The sequence below is a fragment of the Synechococcus sp. A15-62 genome, assembly GCF_014280075.1.
Taxonomy (GTDB): Bacteria; Cyanobacteriota; Cyanobacteriia; order PCC-6307; family Cyanobiaceae; genus Parasynechococcus.
In genome coordinates this window covers 1,569,471-1,584,962 of sequence record NZ_CP047950.1, presented here as the reverse complement: position 1 = coordinate 1,584,962, position 15,492 = coordinate 1,569,471, and the positions used below count along the sequence as shown (strand labels likewise).

The window sequence follows — 15,492 nt, the reverse complement described above, 5'->3', positions numbered from 1 at the left end:
TTGGACGCCGTTTGGACCTGGTGGTCGATCCCTAGCACCCAACGACGGGTGTTGGTGGCTCATCTCGCTCAGCCCCCGACGCGCGCTGAACAGCGGGCCTTGAGTGACAGCCTCACCTGCCGGCTTTTCGCTGATGCAGGCCAGCTGGTTGCTGCGGACGACATCGGCCGCACGATCTACGGCAAGCCGCAGCTGCGCGACTCCCCTCTGCACCACAGCATTTCCAACACCGGAATCCTCAGCATCGGGGTGGTGGGGCCGGATCCGATTGGCATTGATGTAGAAGCGCTGGACCGGCCGTTGCGGGTGGCGTCTGACCTGCTGAAGCGGCGCATGTTCGCTTCCGGCGCTGAAGCGACGGCCTGCCTGCAGCACTGGACGTTGATTCAGGCCTGGACGGCGAAGGAGGCCGTGTTGAAGGCAGCGGGTCTGGGGCTGGGCGGTGGACTCGCCAACGTGGCCATTGCGCCGGACGGGGCCGCGGCATGGCTGCATGGTTCGCGCTATTCCCTCAGCCTCTGGACCCAGGAGGGGTACAGCGTTGCGGTCGCTGAGGGCATCCGTGGCTAGAGGAAGGAATGGAGCATCGAACAACAGCGTGAGATCTCTTTTGCAGCAACGTCTCGCCGGAGCCAACAACTTTCAGAAGGCGTTGGTCACGTCTCTGCTCGCCTGGGTGGCCCTGGGGGTGTGGAGCTATCTGATCGTCGTGCCGATCCTTTCGGCTGTGGCGTTCCTCTGGCTCGGGGTGACGGGCTGGCTGGTGTGGCGGATCTGGCGCAAACCCTTGGGCTGAACCAGGGAATTGAAGTTCAACAACTTAGAGTTACTGCCGGTTTTGGTTCGTGTTCGGTGGAATTCACGGTGGTGATTCTGAGTGAGCAGGTTGGCTCCTACCCAAAAATCAACTGGACGGAATGGAAAGATCGCAACCGCAAGCAGATGAAGAGTCAGGGCGATGTGTGGTCGATGGCAACACTGTCTGGAGCCACGATCTGGGATTGTTTGGACAACAACAAGATCGACCGGCTTCACCTTGTGCAGTGGAAACCTGTTGATGACACGATGTATCAAGTCAGCCTGCCGCGCCGTTGAATTTTTCCTGTCAACGACTCGTTGATATCAATCCAAAAGCAAAAAAGCACCTGTTCGGTTTGTGCAGGTGCTTTTTGGTTGATGCCAAGGATGATCCTTCTATCTTTAAAGAATGAAGAGGAAAATCACAATGAACATGGAACCCAGTAGGAAGATCGAGTCGTCCTTCCGGTTGATATCGAAGGGCTCGTGGGGTTCTGGAATCATGGGGATGACTTCTGCAGCAGGCAAGCTAAAGGACTCAGCTGTTCGTCGGTGGTGCGATGCTGTTTCAATCGCGCGAATCTGTAAGCCGAGCCCCGTTCCATCGCTCACTCTTTAACACGTCTTGGAGTTGATCAACCGCAAGCTGCTTTGCATCATTCCAGTCGTGGTTTGAGAGTCTGATCAGATATTCGTGCTGAATGCCTGAGCCTCTTTGTCTTGATGTGATGATTGAAACGTCGTCGTAGGTGACGGGGAATGGGTTGCCGGCTGGTGCGCTAAGGGCAGCTTCTGCTGCGAACAACAGAAAATCAAAAATTACTGGATTGAAATATTCTTCGCTTGGCTCCAGGTCTCCACAAGCCAGCATTTGTTCTCTGGTTTGTGGTGTGTAGGTCACAAATGAAAAGCAGCAGGGATCACCGGTGGCTTGCAGGTAGAGCCCTTTGAACCGACGCGTGCTCATCAATCAGCCTGCCGCCAGATGGGAGAGTTGGGATCCCAGACGGGTTTGGCATACGTCCCTTTCAGTTGGCGTTGAGGCTGATCAATGCCCAGCTGGCCGTGGCATTGGCTTGCAAACTCAATCGAGTTTTTGTGGAATTCCGTCCAAGGAACCAAGGTTTTGCCATTCCAGATTGGCGGTAAGCCCGTCTCTTTAAGCGTCTGATCAAAGTCGTCAAAGTGGATCTGCAGTTGCTCGTCCGTGAGAACAGCTTCTGGCCTCGGAACCTTTAGAGACGTTTTGAAGGGAGCGCTCTCCATACATGCTTCGAATCTTTGGGTGAGTTCCGTTTGATGGCTCCAGGCCTTCTGTTGGACCACTCCAAAGACAACGAGGCCAATCAGCAAGAGGCCGATTCCGACGATCGCGCTGAGATGACGAACCGGCTCACTGCTGTTGTCCATTAGTTAGCCCCTCTCAGGCGAGCCTAAGAAGGCGTTTCTGTTTCGAGGACCCCCACCGACGGGTTCACCCGAGCAGACTGGAACTCCTTGTTTTGCCTGCGGATGCGAGTGCTTTTCATGGCTCTTCTCTCAATCGCTGCTTGTGCGCTGGTGTTGGCGTCTGGGGTCAAAAGTTCCGAGGGCTTCACGACCCATATCGGTTTGCGGCTGCCGCCAGCGGAGCTGGGTTGCGTCCAGTCAGGGCACGTTCAAACCGATGAGGGGCGCCGGCTCAGGGTGTTCAAGTGTCCGGTTTAATCAGCCATTAGCCGGCTTGGTCAGCTTGTAGAGGTTTAAGGCGAAAAGGGCCATGCCAAAGCTGCCGAACGCGATGAGCAGGTCTTGGGTGGTGAAGGCCATGACTCTCGTTACAAAACTTTGTTGACTAATGTAACGGAGGCGCAGGGATGCGTCGTCAAGTCGTTCCGAGAGGGCTGTGGGCGGCCCTCTTTTTTATGACCTACCCCTTTGGTGCCATTAAGACTGACCTCGAAAAAGCCTTCAGGCTTCCTGATGCTCCGCCGCTTGAGCAGCCTCAGAAACAAGACGCTGCCGAGCTGAGCGAGTCAGAACGGTCGACGGTTCTGTTTGAGCACCCCGGCGTCTGAGGCGTCCATACTCATGGCCCAGCAGAGGATCGATCCATGGCGGTGCTTGGGCGTCAGGCCATTCTTCAGGCTGTCGACGACGGCTTGATCGCGATCACGCCCTTCAATGCCGACCATGTTGGGCCTGCGTCCATAGACCTCACGCTCGGCTCCACGTTTCGGGTGTTCCGCAAAGTGCATGAAGTGATCGAAGTTCGCGATCACACCGACTACCGCGAATGCACCGACAAGCTGGAGATCCCAGAGGGCGGGCACATCCTGATCATGCCGGGGGAGACCGTGCTGGGGATCACCCGCGAACGGGTCATGCTCGGGCCAGGCCTATGCGGTTGGCTTGAGGGCCGCAGCCGTTTTGCTCGCCTCGGGCTGATGGTGCACATCAGTGCACCGTTCATGGGTCCGGGGATCGACAGTCAGCAGGTGCTGGAAATGAGCAACTTCGGTCCGGCTCCACTGGCGGTGGTGCCGGGCACACTGATCTGTCAGTTCATCTTTCAGCGCATGGATGGTGACGAGCACTACGCGGGCCGCTTCGCTGGGCAGAGCCAGAGCAGTTTTTAGGAGGGTTGACTTTCGTCATCCTGATTACCTCCTTTGAGAGGAATTACGAAACTCAACGTTGGTATCAAGCCGTTAACTCCCTGCACCGCAGTGGGTTTACATAACTCATCGGAGATGTACATCCTCCGCAATGTTTGCCCTTCCGGTTCTCTTTAGGTTTGTTCTGTTGGCGTTCGTCGGAGCAACCGTTGCATCTGTGGCTAACTCCAAAAAAGACTTTGCCTTGCTCGCTGGTGTTTTTCTGCTGGGTCTCGGAGCCCTAGAAGCAGTCCTTGCTTTCTTTGGTGTCTAAGCCTAGTGAGGAGCCTTGCTTGGCAAGCGAAGCCACACCCTTGAAAGGTGGCTTCGCTGCTCCGTGAAGGTGCAAATCAACTGGAGCACCTTTGTTGTAACTCCGGTGAATGATGGCTGGAGGCATCACCGGCTACCGCTGAACGCGGTTGGGCAATTTCAAGGTGTTTGAACATGGCTTGGATTGTCCGTGCTGAAGGACGTTCTCGGCATGGTTGCATCGAACGCCAAGGCAGCGGCTCGCACCAAGCGATTGACGACATTGGCTGCCTCTTGCTTGGTGAATTCAACCTGGGCGAATCAGCTGCTTGCTGAATGGAATGGACTGGAGCTGGTCCAAAAAGGGGAACAGGCCTTGATTGTTCCTCAGCGGCAGACCCTGGACTTGAAGCTCGAAGATGGGGTTATTGATCTCAGAGCTCTTCTTCTGCTTCTCCTTTGATCTGGCAATCACTTGTTGGGTAAGCCACGCAAAGCAGGGCAAAGCCTTTGGCGATCTGTTCGTCGTCCAGGAAGCTCTGATCCGATTGATCCAGAGAGCCACTCGTGAGCTTGCCCGCGCAGGTGGAGCAGGCACCGGCTCGGCATGAATAGGGCAGATCAGCACCAGCTTCTTCTGCCGCATCAAGGATGTACTGATCGTCGGCACAGGCAAAGCTGGAGGAGCCTTCCGATGTGGTGATCGTGATTTGATACGAAGCCATTGGTTCATTCAATGCATGCATCAATCAAAAAACCAATTGGATGCCTTCGCTGATGCATTCAAGGAAGACTTCGGGATCGATGTAGCAAGTCATACTGGATCGATTTTGATGTCATTGATCACTGATGTTTCAGGGCAGATTGATTGCTGATGAGGGTGTTTTGATTCAACCGCTCAACTCAGAACACCCCGGTTGCACTCAAGCAAATCAGGGTCGTGGCGAGCAGCACCCAGCCCACTAGCTGAAGCCATTGCGTGAGTGGAGTTCCCATGGCTTGTCAGTCGAGTGGGTCGTCCCAAAGGGGTGGTTCATCAAATTCTTCCAACAGCGAGTTGGCTTCTAACTCCTTGCCGGCCAGCAGCAGTTGAATCACTTGATTCCAGATGAATCGTGTCAGGCGTTCTGCCTCCTTGCCCTGATGCCCGGTCTCGAACTTGATCGGAGGCACATCACCTATGTCGTCGTGAAACCGTGAGATGAGCGACACAGGATGGAGCGCATCAACTGCTCCGTCGTAACTCTCCTGGTTCGACGGTTGGCGTATCAACTGACTCCGTTTGTTCGCACACGTTGAAAGCCAAACAAGGCCTCGCCATTGGCAACCCAACGGCGCATGCTCAAGGCATGCAAGCCAAAACATCGGAAGGCTTAGAGGTGCTCGCGGCTGTTGTTGTTACCGCCGGCCTGGTGGCAGGCAACCTCGTGCTGTTTTCGCCGTTGCGTGTGGACAACCGCGTGCAGCCTGTCCCGGCAGCGCAAACGGCTGAACGCCCTTAGCGTTTGAACACCCCGTTGCAGTCGCCTGGAGCAGGTTTCACAAAGCAGTGCCCCTCCGGCGACCAGTAGCCCAGGGCCGGAAAGGCCAGGCCTTGGGCCCGCGCTTCGGCATTCACCGCATCAACGCCTTGGGCCTGGATCAGCACGTTGCCCTCGCCATCCACCAGGTCAAGAAAATCCATTTCCTTGGTTTCAGCCGTGGGGTTCGCATGGCCTTGCAGGGGAACAACAGCCACCACGCAGGCCATTAGCAAAAAGCGCAACATCAGACTGACAAGGGAGCACGAAGGATCAGTTGGTGACAACCACCGGTGTGCCGACCTAGATGCGGTTGTACACCTGAATCACGTCGTCGTTCAGCATGCGGATGCAGCCCAGGCTGACAGCAGCCCGCAACTTCACCCAGTTGGGCCAGGCCGTGCCATGGATCGCGTATTCACCCGTGCCGATCTGCACATAGGCCACGTAGCGCACGCCCACCGGATTGTTCGGGCCGGGGGCAATGACCTTGCCTTTCTTGTGGTACACCGGTTGCGGATCCATTTTGGTCACCGCATAGCTGCCCGCCGGTGTCGGCGATTCCGGGGCACCAATGGCGACGGGGTACTTGCCAATCACCTTCCCATCGTCGAGCAGGGTGAGATATCGCTCTTTCAGGCTGATCTGGATGGAGGTCTCAGCCTGCGCCGGAACAGCGGCCATGCCGGCCAGGCCCAATGCTGCCGTCAACAGGAGCGAACGAAGCTGCATCGGTTTGCACAACGGGCGATTCCAATCATTTTGACCCAAAAAAAGGGGCTAGCTTCAGCCCATCGCTCGCCCGTGCCTGAACCATGACCCGCTGCTCTGGCATCAGCCGCGTCCTGGCCGCTGGGGCGGCGGCCCTTGTCTCGGCCCTGGCCTTGGACATGCCTTCGAGAGCGGGTTTCATGCCGGAACAGCTGGCGGGTTTTGAAGTCACCCACCTGCGCGGTGAAGTGAACGCCGTGCTGCCGAAGCAGAAGGTGATCGAGGTGATCGATCCGGAGGGGCACCTGGAAATCGTCACCGTCGGCATCGACATGGCTCCCCTGCGGCTACGCAAGGGGGATCGTGTCGACGTCTCCTTGTTGGATGGCCTGGTGGTGGATCTGGAGCGCAGCAAAGCAACAGCGCTGAGCTTCGATCGCGAAGACATCATCATGCCGATGGACATGGGTCCGTTGAAAAAGGGCATGCGGGTGGCTCTGGCCTCCGGTACAGCGCGGGTGGTGAAGCTGTCGTCTACCGACCGCAGCCTCAGCCTGATGGGACCGCTCGGCGGCATCCACAACCTCGATGTCGTCATGCCCAGTGACGATCCCAGTGACGACGATCTTTTCCCTGCGCTGCAGGCCGGGGATCTGGTGGATTTCCGTTTGATTCAGCCCGTGGCGGTGGGCATCGATCGCGTTGCCATGTCTGCTGCCAAAGCAGGTGCGTCGACGTCGCCACCGTTGCTCAATGCTGCGGCTGATCGCCGCACCAGCCTCAAGGCTGAACTTCTAGAGGCGTTCGAGCTCTCGCAGGTGCAGGGCACGCTGCTGCAGTTCAAGCCGGATCAACAGGTGATGGAGCTGAAGAGCCCCTATGGCCACACTCTCCTGATCACCATGGGCGTCGGGCTCAACACAGCTTCAGTCAGCAACGGTGATGAGGTGATCGTTGATGTTCTGGATGGCCTCGTGGTGGACCTGCGGAAAAGTTCCGCCAAGGGCCTCAGTTTCAAGCGAGAGGACGTGATCCTTTCGGAGGATTTCGGTGAACTGCGGAAGGGTGCCCGCGTGTCGATGGGCACCGGTACGGCGGAGGTGGTGAAGGTTTCGGAGCAGGACCACGAACTCAGCCTGCGCGGTCCTTTCGGAGGGATCCACAACCTCGATGTACGCCCTGGGGGCAATGGCGATCCCATCACCCAGCTCAAACCGGGTGATGTCGTCAGCTTCCGATCGATTCAACCCGTCGCGATCGGGATTCGGCCGGCTGGCTGAATCAGCTCTCTTGATGGGAGGCAAGGGCACGCACCACGTCTCCGCGGGTGATCACGCCGATGGGGAATTTGTTTCTGTCCAGCACAAACAGGCGCTGCGTGCCCCTTTCATGCAGCTGGGATGCCGCTTTGGGCAGCGGTAACTCCGTACCGCAACTGTGGGAGTCCTTGCGCATTAGGTCGCTCACCTTGGTGCCGAGCACCTGGTGCACCTGCTTGTCCCAGTTCAAGGGATTGCGCAGGTAAATCACGCTGTCCAGCAGCATCACGTACGGGCCGGCATCCACACCGCTCTCCCGCACCATCAGATCCTGCTCCGTCAGTTCGCCGATCAGACGACCCTCCGCATCCACCACCGGCAGACCACTGACGTGGTGGTCGCTGATCATCTGCACGGCCTGCTGCAACGGCGTGTCGGGCGTGACAGTCAGCACCGGCTGGGTCATCACATCAGCCACCGTGAGCTGCAGGACCATGATCGAGGTTCAGCTCCCCGCATTTTGAGCGTTGTTTCTGTCTTTGCGTTCGATTGCCAACGGACTCACCGTGGCGCGAGCCGTTGCCGGTTTCCCGCTGATCCTTGCCCTGCAGTTCGGCTGGCAGGGCTGGGCCTGGTGGTTGCTGCTGTTGGCCGGGCTCAGTGATGCGGCCGATGGCTGGTTGGCTCGGCGCGCCGGGGGTGGCAGCAGCTGGGGCGCCCGCCTCGACCCACTAACCGACAAGGTGCTGATCGCGGCACCTTTGCTCTGGCTGGCGTCGTCCGCTGTGCTGCCGCTCTGGGCGGTCTGGTTGTTGCTGGCCCGTGAATTGCTGATCTCGGGCTGGCGCTCCCAGGCCACCGATGGTGGGCCGGCCTCGCTGTCGGGCAAAGCCAAGACGATCCTTCAGTTCCTCAGCCTGTTGCTGATGCTCTGGCCCTCCGGCTGGATCGGTTCACCCGGCCTTCAGAGCCTGGGCTGGTGGTTGTTCTGGCCCTCCCTTGCCCTGGCTCTGAGTTCAGCATTGGGTTACATCACGCCCCGATCAGCGCCTTGTCAGAACTGAAGTCGGGCGAGGCGGTTGGGTTCTTGGCGTAGTCGTTGCTGTAGCTGTCGGCCAGCCCCTTGGCCAGATCGAAGCTCGGTTGCCAGGCCAGTTCGCGTTCCACCCGGGTGATGTCGGTGAGGAAGTGATTGAGCCGCAGCGGGAAGGCCTTGCGGGCCTTGGGGTCCAGATCACTGGGGTTGAAGCTGCGCAGATCGAGGCCGTCGGGATCGCGGCCGCAGGCCACGGCTGCTGCGCGGATCAGGCCCCGGAAGCTGATGCCCTGCTTGCCGGAGCAGTTGTAGATCCGGTTGGCTGCAGCATCCACGTCGATGCAACGGGCCATCGCTTCGGCCAGATCCTCCACATGGCCCAGCTGGGTGATCGTGCTGCCGTCACCGGGCAGCGGAATCGGGCGGTTGTGAACGATGCGATCGAAGAACCAGCGTTCCACCGGGTTGTAGTTGCCCGGGCCATAGATGTACGTGGGCCGGAAGCTGGTGAAGGGGATGCCTTCATTGCGCAGCCAGGCTTCGGTGTCGGCCTTGCCGGCGTGACGGCTCTGCGGATCGGTGGGGCTGGATTCATCCAGGGGCCACTGCTCTGAATCGGCGTACACCCCAGCGGAACTCACATACACAAAGCGATGGCTGGGGGCCCCGGTGATCGCCACCACGCGGCTGCTGTCCTCCTGCTTGCGTCCGGAGCTGTCGACGATCACATCGAAGCTGCGGCTCTGCAGCGCGCTCAGGCCTTCATCGCTGCTGCGGTCTCCACAGAGGTGTTCCACGCCGGCGGGGACGGGGTTCTTGCCGCGGGTGAACAGGGTGAGTGCATGGCCCTGGGCCAGCAGGCGGGCCACCAGGGGCCGACCCACGAAGCGGGTTCCCCCCATCACCAGGATCTTCATGCACTTGTGCCCTAAAAGCGCAGTCATTGAAGCGTGGCGCTGCAGGATGGTGGGTCTCTGGCCCGACCCCGATGGAGATCATTCCCGCCATTGATTTGCTTGATGGAGCCTGCGTCCGGCTTCACCAGGGGGATTACGACCAGGTGACCCGATTCAGTGAGGATCCTGTGGCGCAGGCCCTCAGCTGGCAGAGCCAGGGGGCAACCCGTTTGCACCTGGTGGATCTCGATGGCGCCAAACGCGGTGAGCCGATCAATGACGCAGCGGTGCGGGCCATCACCGCCGCCCTCGATATCCCTGTCCAGCTCGGTGGTGGTGTGCGCTCGCTCGAGCGCGCCGAAGAATTGATCGCCTGTGGCCTGGATCGGGTCATCCTCGGCACGGTGGCGATTGAACAGCCAGAGTTGGTTCAGAAGTTGGCCCAACGCCATCCCGGCCGCATCGTGGTGGGCATTGATGCCAACGACGGCCGGGTGGCCACCCGGGGCTGGATCGAGCAGAGCGATGTTCTGGCCACCGATCTGGCCAAGCAGTTCAGTGCCGCCGGAATCGCGGCGATCATCACCACCGATATCGCCACCGATGGCACCCTCGCCGGCCCCAACCTGGAGGCCCTGCGAACCATGGCGCAATGCAGCGCTGTTCCGGTGATTGCCTCCGGTGGCATCGGCTGTATGGCCGACCTTCTCTCGCTTCTGCCCTTGGAGCCCCTTGGTGTGACGGGGGTGATCGTCGGCCGAGCCCTCTACGACGGCCGTGTCGACCTTGCGGAGGCCATCGCCGCCTTGGGTGAGGCAAGGCTTCAAGACGTCACCGCCGTGGCGGCAGACATCGCCTGAGCTGGCCTAGGGCCTTATGGTTGAGGGAGCAGGCACCTTCTGTGGTAAGTGCAGCCGCCGGCAAGATCAGCACGCCGTCCCCCGAGGGCAGCTTGCAGGAGGTGTTTGAGCAGTGCCGGCGGCTGGGCATGCGCCTCAGCCGTCAGCGGCGCATGGTGCTCGACCTGCTCTGGAGCGAGAAAAGTCACCTCAGCGCCCGCGACATCTTTGAACAACTGAATCTGAGGGGGCGCAGCATCGGCCACACCTCGGTGTATCAGAACCTCGAGGCCCTGCAGTCGGCTGGGGTGATCGAGTGCCTCGACCGCGCCAGTGGTCGCCTGTAAGGCTACCGAAGTGATCCCCACAGCCATCTCACCTGTCTGGACAGCGGTTCGATCGAAGACATCGACGTTGTTCTTCCCGACGACCTGTTGCGTCAGATCGAACAGCGCACCGGCTTTCGCATCGAGTCGTACACCCTGCAATTGAACGGCCGGCGCACCCTGGAGAACTGAGCAGAAGCTCGTTACCTTGAGCCCAGCTGTTTTGTGTTCAACCCTTGGTCTCCCCTTCGCCGGTGCGGATGTTGCTGCTCGCTCCGGATTTGCTCGGGGAGTCGCTGGCGCTGAAACTCACCTCCGCCAGGGACGATTGGGAGGTGGTGCTTCGCCCTGAGCGCCTGACGGGAGCCCCCGCTTTGGTGATCTGGTCGATCGACACTGTGGCCTCATTGGAGGCGATTCAACAGGAGCTGTTTGCCCTGCAGGAGCGCTGGCAGCCCGCCCCGGTGCTGCTGCTGCTGCCCAGCGACCTACGCCTGTCGCGGGAGCAGCTGCTGGAGCTGCCGGCGGCCGGCCTGCTCCAGAACGTCGACGCCCAGGGCCTGCAGAACGCCATCGAAACCCTGTTGCAGGGCGGACGCGACATTCGCCTGGAGGCTGCGTCGGAGTCCCGGGGCCAGGAGCAGACCATGGGCCTGGGCCAGTGGTTGTTGGTGAGTGGCCTGCAGCAGGTGAGCCGCGACCTGCAGGGGGTGGAGGCTCTCCTCAATCCACCCCCGGAACATCCGTTGCTGTTCCTGCTGCTGCAGGGGCGCCGCCGCGAATTGCGCTTCGCCAAGGGCTTGTTGCTCTGGCTCTGGGGGCCGCTACAGATGGGCCTCGAGCACGCCGAACCCTTGGGGCCCTCCTTGTCTAGCGATGGATCACCCACCAACACGGCGATCAGCCTGCGTGAACGCAATGCCGTTGCCGTATGGGATGCCATCCGCGACCGCATCGATGCATCGGTTCAGGCTGGATTGACCAATTCCACCGGCCGTCTGCTGGCGATTGAGGGTCTGCATCCTGATCGCCGCCGGGAGTTGCTACTGGCCCTGTTGCAACAGCTTGATCAGGTCTTGCAGCGCCTGCGCAGCCGCCAGGACGGCATAGCGATGGCCCAGGCCTGGGATTCGTTGCAGCCCGAATTGCGCCAGCAGGCCATCACTGCTCTGGCCGGCAGTTACGTCCAGATCCCCTGTGACGGCGAGCTGCAGCCGGTTGTGGCGTCCCTGCTCAGCCGTGCTGATCTCACCGGTGCAGACGGCGAGCTGCCTGATCCAACGGTGATGCTGGCGCCGCTGGTGGCTGATCAACCGATGCTGGTGAATGGCCTGCTGCTGCCGGCCGATGACCCCAGGGCCTTCCTGCAACTGGAAACCCTGGTCAGCAACTGGCTGGTGAGGACGGCGGAACTGATTGGTGCTGAATTGCTCGATGCCTGTGGTGACTGGCCGGAGCTGCGTCGTTATCTGCTGCGAGATCCCCTCCTGGCGACCCGGGAACTCGACCGCCTCAGAAACCGCTTGAACACCCAGCTGCGCTGGGCGGATTGGGTGGAGCGTCCGATTCAGCTTTATGAAAGCCAGCGCACCCTGTTTCAGTTGCGCTCCGGTCGCATCGAACCGCTGCTGCTGACGGAGCCTCGCGACAAGGAGCTCAATCAGCTGGGTTGGTGGCAGCGGCAGGTGGCCTTGCTCTTGGAAGCCCGGGATGCCCTCGCGCCCCAGGTGCAGGCCCTGGTGCGCCGCATCGGCGACCTTGCCGTGATCCTGCTCACCCAGGTGCTGGGTCGTGCCATCGGTTTGGTGGGGCGGGGCATCGCCCAGGGGATGGGACGCAGCTTCGGCCGCGGTTAGGCCCCTGGGTCCACAATGGCGATCCGCTGCTTCGGCTTGATGCTTGCTTTGGTGCGCTGTCTGATCACCGTTTCGATCGCGCTGCTGCTCCATGTCGCACCAGCCGCCGCTGTGTTGAACAGCGACAGCTACGACGGCAACATCTATGCCCTCTATGCCGGCAACGGTTCATTGGTTCCTCCCGCCAGCACCCTGGAGGAGTCCCTTGCTGAGGGACGCACGGCCGTGATCGTTTACTACCTGGATGACAGTGCCGTGAGCAAACGCTTCGCTCCGGTGGTGTCGGAACTGCAACGGCTTTGGGGCCGCAGCATCGATCTTCTGCCGCTCTCCACTGATCCGCTGCAGGGCCGTGAAGCGCTGGGAGCCGGTGATCCAGCCACCTATTGGTCTGGAACCATTCCGCAGGTGGTGGTGATCGGCACCGATGGCCGGATTGTTTTCGATCAGAACGGTCAGGTTTCCCTGGCGGCGATCAACGACGCCATCAGCGCCTCCACCGGTCTTCCTGCTCCTGAACTGGGGCGCATTGATCAGGAAGGCAGCTTCAACGAAGTGAACATCGAAGTCACCGCCAACTAAGCCGCCCACCGCCATGGCGCCTACGCTGCCGGCCAGTTGTCCCGGTCGCTGAGCCGGATCCGCTGTGTCGCTGCTGCTTGCTCCGCTCGGCCTTGGACTTGCTGTGGCCTGGCTGGAGCTCCGCCATCGCCTCAGACCGGCCTCACCGTTGCGGATGACCCCGCCCGACTGGCGTGTGGATGATCTGGGCGGGCGGCTCCGCATCGAAGGTGTGCTGGAGATCAGCAACCCCCACCCCCGCATGGAGGTCTTTGTGCCGGAGCTGCGGGTCGAGCCCGTGCTGCTGGGCTCCTCCGACCCCGCCGGCCTGGAGGTGAAAACGCGGATCATTGCTGACCATCCCGACGAGGAGACCCGCGCAGACGGCTACTGGGCGGCCTACATCGTCAAAGGACGCAAGACCACCCGTGCCCGGGTCTCGATCGAGATCACCGGGCCGACGCCATCGGCCCGGGTCGACAGCCTCTGGGTGGATGTCCAGTGGGTCAATTACGGACCCTTCGGTCGCCTGCAGCGCCGTCAGGGTGTGCTGGTTCCCCTCACCCGTCCTGAACCCCTGCAGCCCGATCAAGCCCACTTCCGCCAGGGGGAAGGCTGCCGTGTGTTGCCCCTTCGCACCCACCTGCTCGGGCCCCTGGATGACGCCATTGACGTCCTGCGCACCTATGCCGCCGACCTGGTGCAGCCCGGCGACATCCTCACCATCGGCGAAACCCCCGTGGCTGTGATCCAGGGGCGCTACCGCCATCCCAGTGAGGTGGAGCCCGGCATGGTGGCGCGTCTGGCCTGCCGTGTGTTCCACCCCACCAGCAGCTTGGCCACGGCCTGCGGCATGCAGACCTTGATCGATCTGGTGGGGCCCACCCGGGTGCTGGCCGCCTGGATTGGGGGGCTGCTGATGAAGCTGGTGGGCATCCCCGGTGGCTTCTATCGCCTCGCCGGCGACCAGGCCCGCTTGATCGACGACATCACCGGTACAACACCGCCCTACGACCAGACCATTGTTCTGGGGCCATCCCGGGCTGAGCAGTTCTGCCGTGATGCCTCCGCTGAACTCGGGGTCGACGTTGCCATCGTCGATGTCAACGACCTCGGCCGCGTGAAGGTGCTGGCCTCCAGCCCCGGTTGTGACGAGGGCTTGCTGGGCCGGGCCCTGCGCCCCAACCCCGCTGGCAATGCCAATGAACGCACTCCCATGGTGTTGGTGCGGCCAGGCCTGGAATGAGCGATACATTGTGATCAGTTGGGGTTGGAGGGTGTCCGGTGACAGAACCCAAGACCACCTCCATCCGCATTGAGCCCCTCAATCCGGCCCATCTGGCGCAGTGGGGGCAAAACGGCCCGCTGGATCAGCTCTCACGCTTTCAGGGCTTTCTGATCGGTGAATGGCTCTCAAGAGTTGAGCAGCGCTTTCCTGATCTGCTCCCAAGCCGCTCGCCCCGTTGCCTGATCGCCATTGCCGGAGATCGTCCGGTGGCAAGTGTGGTGGCCCGGCCGTTCAACCGTCGCGGCAGCTGCTGGATCCTCCATTTGCCGGAGCTGCTGGGTCCGCTGGACGATCAAAGCCATCGCACCATTCAGCAGTCCCTGCTTCAGCAGGCTCTGCAGTCCTGGACGGCCCAGATCTGCAGCTGGGTGATCCGCTGCCCGGCCACCGATGCCGATGCCATTGCCCTGTTGCGGGAGCTGGGCTTTCAACCGCTCCGCCCGTATCAGTGCTGGTGTCCACCAGGGACTGAGCTTGAGCCATCAAGCAGCGATCAGCTGCCTGCGGGTCTGCGCTGGGCGGCCTTGAACCGCCGCACTGCCCAGTTGCTCTGGCCGATCGAGCAGGGCGGTAGCCACAGCCACCTGCGTCAGATCACTGACCGCCATTGGCTGGATTTGCTGGATCGGAACGGCCCCGGTTGCGGCGTGCTCATGGCCGGAGACGCTGTGTTGGCGGGCTGCATCCGCCTACCCGATGCGGGAGAGGCCGGCGTTCTTGAGCTCATGCGCGATCTCGCCTGGGATCCCCGGCTGGATCAGGCCCTTCCGCATGTGTTGAACGGGATCCTTCAGCGCGGCCGCCCCCGCGGGCTGCTCACGGCTTTTGACGATGCACCCCTGAGCCGGATCCTGGAGGCGGCGGGCTGGACCCGCGGCGATGAGCAGCTGCTGCTTGGACGCAGCATGTGGCGGCGTCAATCACCCCAGCGCAACCTGCAGCTGACCCGATCGCTTGATCAGGTTCTCGGTCGCTTACGGCCCCAGGGCACACCCCTGCCCACGCCAAGCCTGGGTGATCGGCACTGATGCGGCCCCGTCCCTGTTCGATCCTCAGCCTGGATGTGGGCCGGCGGCGCATCGGCCTGGCCGGTTGCGATGCCCTCGGCATCAGCGTCACGCCCCTCGCTGCCCTGCGCCGCGGTCGCTTTGATGCCGATCTGGTCGTTCTGCGGGCTCACTGCTGCGAACGGTCGGTGCAGGGGCTCGTGGTGGGCTTGCCCCTGGATGCCGCGGGCCAGCCCACGGCCCAGGCGGAGCATTGCCAGCGTTATGGCCTGCGCCTGGCTGCCGCCCTCGATCTGCCCCTGGCCTGGGTGAATGAACACAGCAGCACCTGGGCGGCCGGTGAACATTTCGGGCTGACGGGCGACCGCAGCGGACGTCTCGACAGTGCAGCCGCCGCCCTGCTGCTGGAGCAGTGGTTGGCGGAGGGTCCGGAGCTCAAACCGGCCCAACAGACTGCGTCAAGGTCGGGCGCCGGGGCGAGCGATGGTGGATCCTGAGCCCAGTCAG

General features: G+C 61.4%; 22 protein-coding genes and 1 pseudogene. 15 read left to right on the top strand and 8 right to left on the bottom strand.

Features of this window, described 5'->3' with window-relative positions; all coding sequences use genetic code 11:
- The 3 genes from SynA1562_RS09130 to SynA1562_RS09120 are packed head-to-tail and all read left to right on the top strand — an operon-like array spanning position 1 to position 1,095.
- Positions 1–570 carry a 4'-phosphopantetheinyl transferase superfamily protein gene (locus SynA1562_RS09130; RefSeq protein WP_186493615.1) on the top strand — a complete coding sequence of 190 codons (570 nt, stop codon included), beginning with the start codon at positions 1–3 and terminating at the stop codon, positions 568–570.
- A 28-nt stretch (positions 571–598) separates the two neighbouring features.
- Positions 599–796 (top strand): hypothetical protein, encoded by a 198-nt coding sequence (locus SynA1562_RS09125; RefSeq protein WP_186493614.1) that lies wholly within the window; start codon positions 599–601, stop codon positions 794–796.
- A complete protein-coding gene (locus SynA1562_RS09120; protein ID WP_370593187.1) occupies positions 766–1,095 on the top strand; it encodes a hypothetical protein in 330 nt (109 codons plus the stop codon). Before SynA1562_RS09125 ends, SynA1562_RS09120 begins: the two co-directional genes overlap by 31 nt.
- Positions 1,096–1,366: 271 nt before the next feature.
- On the opposite strand, the gene SynA1562_RS09115 is transcribed toward SynA1562_RS09120, so the two are convergent.
- Complete coding sequence (locus SynA1562_RS09115) at positions 1,367–1,765, bottom strand: hypothetical protein (RefSeq protein WP_186493613.1); 399 nt, start codon at positions 1,763–1,765, stop codon at positions 1,367–1,369.
- On the bottom strand, positions 1,765–2,208 hold the full coding sequence (locus SynA1562_RS09110) for a hypothetical protein (protein ID WP_186493612.1): 444 nt from the start codon (positions 2,206–2,208) through the stop codon (positions 1,765–1,767). Before SynA1562_RS09110 ends, SynA1562_RS09115 begins: the two co-directional genes overlap by 1 nt.
- Positions 2,209–2,891: 683 nt before the next feature.
- On the opposite strand from SynA1562_RS09110, the gene dcd reads away from it, so the two are divergent.
- Both dcd and SynA1562_RS09100 read left to right on the top strand, forming a co-directional pair.
- Positions 2,892–3,416, top strand: a complete 525-nt coding sequence (gene dcd / locus SynA1562_RS09105) for a dCTP deaminase (protein WP_186493611.1) — start codon at positions 2,892–2,894, stop codon at positions 3,414–3,416.
- Between the two features lie 475 nt (positions 3,417–3,891).
- Entirely contained in the window at positions 3,892–4,149 is a 258-nt protein-coding gene (locus SynA1562_RS09100; protein ID WP_186493610.1) for a hypothetical protein, read from the top strand.
- Here the strand turns inward: SynA1562_RS09100 and SynA1562_RS09095 are convergent.
- The gene (locus SynA1562_RS09095; RefSeq protein ID WP_186493609.1) at positions 4,121–4,411 is read right to left on the bottom strand and encodes a 2Fe-2S iron-sulfur cluster-binding protein; all 291 of its coding nucleotides are present in this window, start codon (positions 4,409–4,411) and stop codon (positions 4,121–4,123) included. The genes SynA1562_RS09100 and SynA1562_RS09095 overlap by 29 nt on opposite strands.
- A gap of 277 nt (positions 4,412–4,688) precedes the next feature.
- Positions 4,689–4,898, bottom strand: coding sequence for a hypothetical protein (locus tag SynA1562_RS09090; protein ID WP_186493608.1), 210 nt, complete (start codon positions 4,896–4,898; stop codon positions 4,689–4,691).
- An 83-nt stretch (positions 4,899–4,981) separates the two neighbouring features.
- On the opposite strand from SynA1562_RS09090, the gene SynA1562_RS09085 reads away from it, so the two are divergent.
- Entirely contained in the window at positions 4,982–5,188 is a 207-nt protein-coding gene (locus tag SynA1562_RS09085) for a hypothetical protein (RefSeq protein ID WP_186495454.1), read from the top strand.
- On the opposite strand, the gene SynA1562_RS09080 is transcribed toward SynA1562_RS09085, so the two are convergent.
- Both SynA1562_RS09080 and SynA1562_RS09075 read right to left on the bottom strand, forming a co-directional pair.
- Positions 5,185–5,454 carry a hypothetical protein gene (locus tag SynA1562_RS09080; RefSeq protein WP_186493607.1) on the bottom strand — a complete coding sequence of 90 codons (270 nt, stop codon included), beginning with the start codon at positions 5,452–5,454 and terminating at the stop codon, positions 5,185–5,187. The genes SynA1562_RS09085 and SynA1562_RS09080 overlap by 4 nt on opposite strands.
- Before the next feature lie 55 nt (positions 5,455–5,509).
- Positions 5,510–5,938, bottom strand: coding sequence for a L,D-transpeptidase (locus tag SynA1562_RS09075; protein WP_186493606.1), 429 nt, complete (start codon positions 5,936–5,938; stop codon positions 5,510–5,512).
- A gap of 83 nt (positions 5,939–6,021) precedes the next feature.
- Here SynA1562_RS09075 and SynA1562_RS09070 point away from each other — a divergent pair, with 83 nt between their 5' ends.
- On the top strand, positions 6,022–7,197 hold the full coding sequence (locus SynA1562_RS09070; protein WP_186493605.1) for a hypothetical protein: 1,176 nt from the start codon (positions 6,022–6,024) through the stop codon (positions 7,195–7,197).
- Position 7,198: 1 nt separating this feature from the next.
- On the opposite strand, the gene SynA1562_RS09065 is transcribed toward SynA1562_RS09070, so the two are convergent.
- Positions 7,199–7,672: a CBS domain-containing protein gene (locus SynA1562_RS09065; protein ID WP_186493604.1), complete on the bottom strand. Its 474-nt coding sequence runs from the start codon at positions 7,670–7,672 to the stop codon at positions 7,199–7,201.
- 31 nt (positions 7,673–7,703) lie between these two features.
- Between SynA1562_RS09065 and SynA1562_RS09060 the strand changes: the two genes are divergently transcribed.
- Positions 7,704–8,240, top strand: coding sequence for a CDP-alcohol phosphatidyltransferase family protein (locus SynA1562_RS09060; protein ID WP_186493603.1), 537 nt, complete (start codon positions 7,704–7,706; stop codon positions 8,238–8,240).
- On the opposite strand, the gene SynA1562_RS09055 is transcribed toward SynA1562_RS09060, so the two are convergent.
- Positions 8,209–9,129 (bottom strand): NAD-dependent epimerase/dehydratase family protein, encoded by a 921-nt coding sequence (locus tag SynA1562_RS09055; protein WP_186495383.1) that lies wholly within the window; start codon positions 9,127–9,129, stop codon positions 8,209–8,211. The two genes, SynA1562_RS09060 and SynA1562_RS09055, sit on opposite strands and share 32 nt — an antisense overlap.
- 71 nt (positions 9,130–9,200) lie before the next feature.
- Between SynA1562_RS09055 and hisA the strand changes: the two genes are divergently transcribed.
- The 7 genes and pseudogenes from hisA (at position 9,201) to ruvX (ending at position 15,482) form a co-directional block, all read left to right on the top strand.
- On the top strand, positions 9,201–9,968 hold the full coding sequence (hisA, locus tag SynA1562_RS09050) for a 1-(5-phosphoribosyl)-5-[(5-phosphoribosylamino)methylideneamino]imidazole-4-carboxamide isomerase (protein WP_186493602.1): 768 nt from the start codon (positions 9,201–9,203) through the stop codon (positions 9,966–9,968).
- A 128-nt stretch (positions 9,969–10,096) separates the two neighbouring features.
- Positions 10,097–10,465: pseudogene (locus SynA1562_RS09045) on the top strand (transcriptional repressor).
- A 68-nt stretch (positions 10,466–10,533) separates the two neighbouring features.
- Positions 10,534–12,129 carry a DUF3685 domain-containing protein gene (locus tag SynA1562_RS09040; protein ID WP_186495382.1) on the top strand — a complete coding sequence of 532 codons (1,596 nt, stop codon included), beginning with the start codon at positions 10,534–10,536 and terminating at the stop codon, positions 12,127–12,129.
- A 15-nt stretch (positions 12,130–12,144) separates the two neighbouring features.
- On the top strand, positions 12,145–12,711 hold the full coding sequence (locus tag SynA1562_RS09035; RefSeq protein ID WP_186493601.1) for a thylakoid membrane photosystem I accumulation factor: 567 nt from the start codon (positions 12,145–12,147) through the stop codon (positions 12,709–12,711).
- 64 nt (positions 12,712–12,775) lie between these two features.
- Positions 12,776–13,936: a F420-0:Gamma-glutamyl ligase gene (locus SynA1562_RS09030; RefSeq protein WP_186493600.1), complete on the top strand. Its 1,161-nt coding sequence runs from the start codon at positions 12,776–12,778 to the stop codon at positions 13,934–13,936.
- A gap of 38 nt (positions 13,937–13,974) precedes the next feature.
- A complete protein-coding gene (locus SynA1562_RS09025) occupies positions 13,975–15,006 on the top strand; it encodes a hypothetical protein (protein ID WP_186493599.1) in 1,032 nt (343 codons plus the stop codon).
- Positions 15,006–15,482, top strand: a complete 477-nt coding sequence (gene ruvX, locus SynA1562_RS09020) for a Holliday junction resolvase RuvX (protein ID WP_186493598.1) — start codon at positions 15,006–15,008, stop codon at positions 15,480–15,482. The genes SynA1562_RS09025 and ruvX overlap by 1 nt, the downstream gene beginning before the upstream one ends.
- The last annotated feature ends 10 nt before the right edge of the window (positions 15,483–15,492 follow it).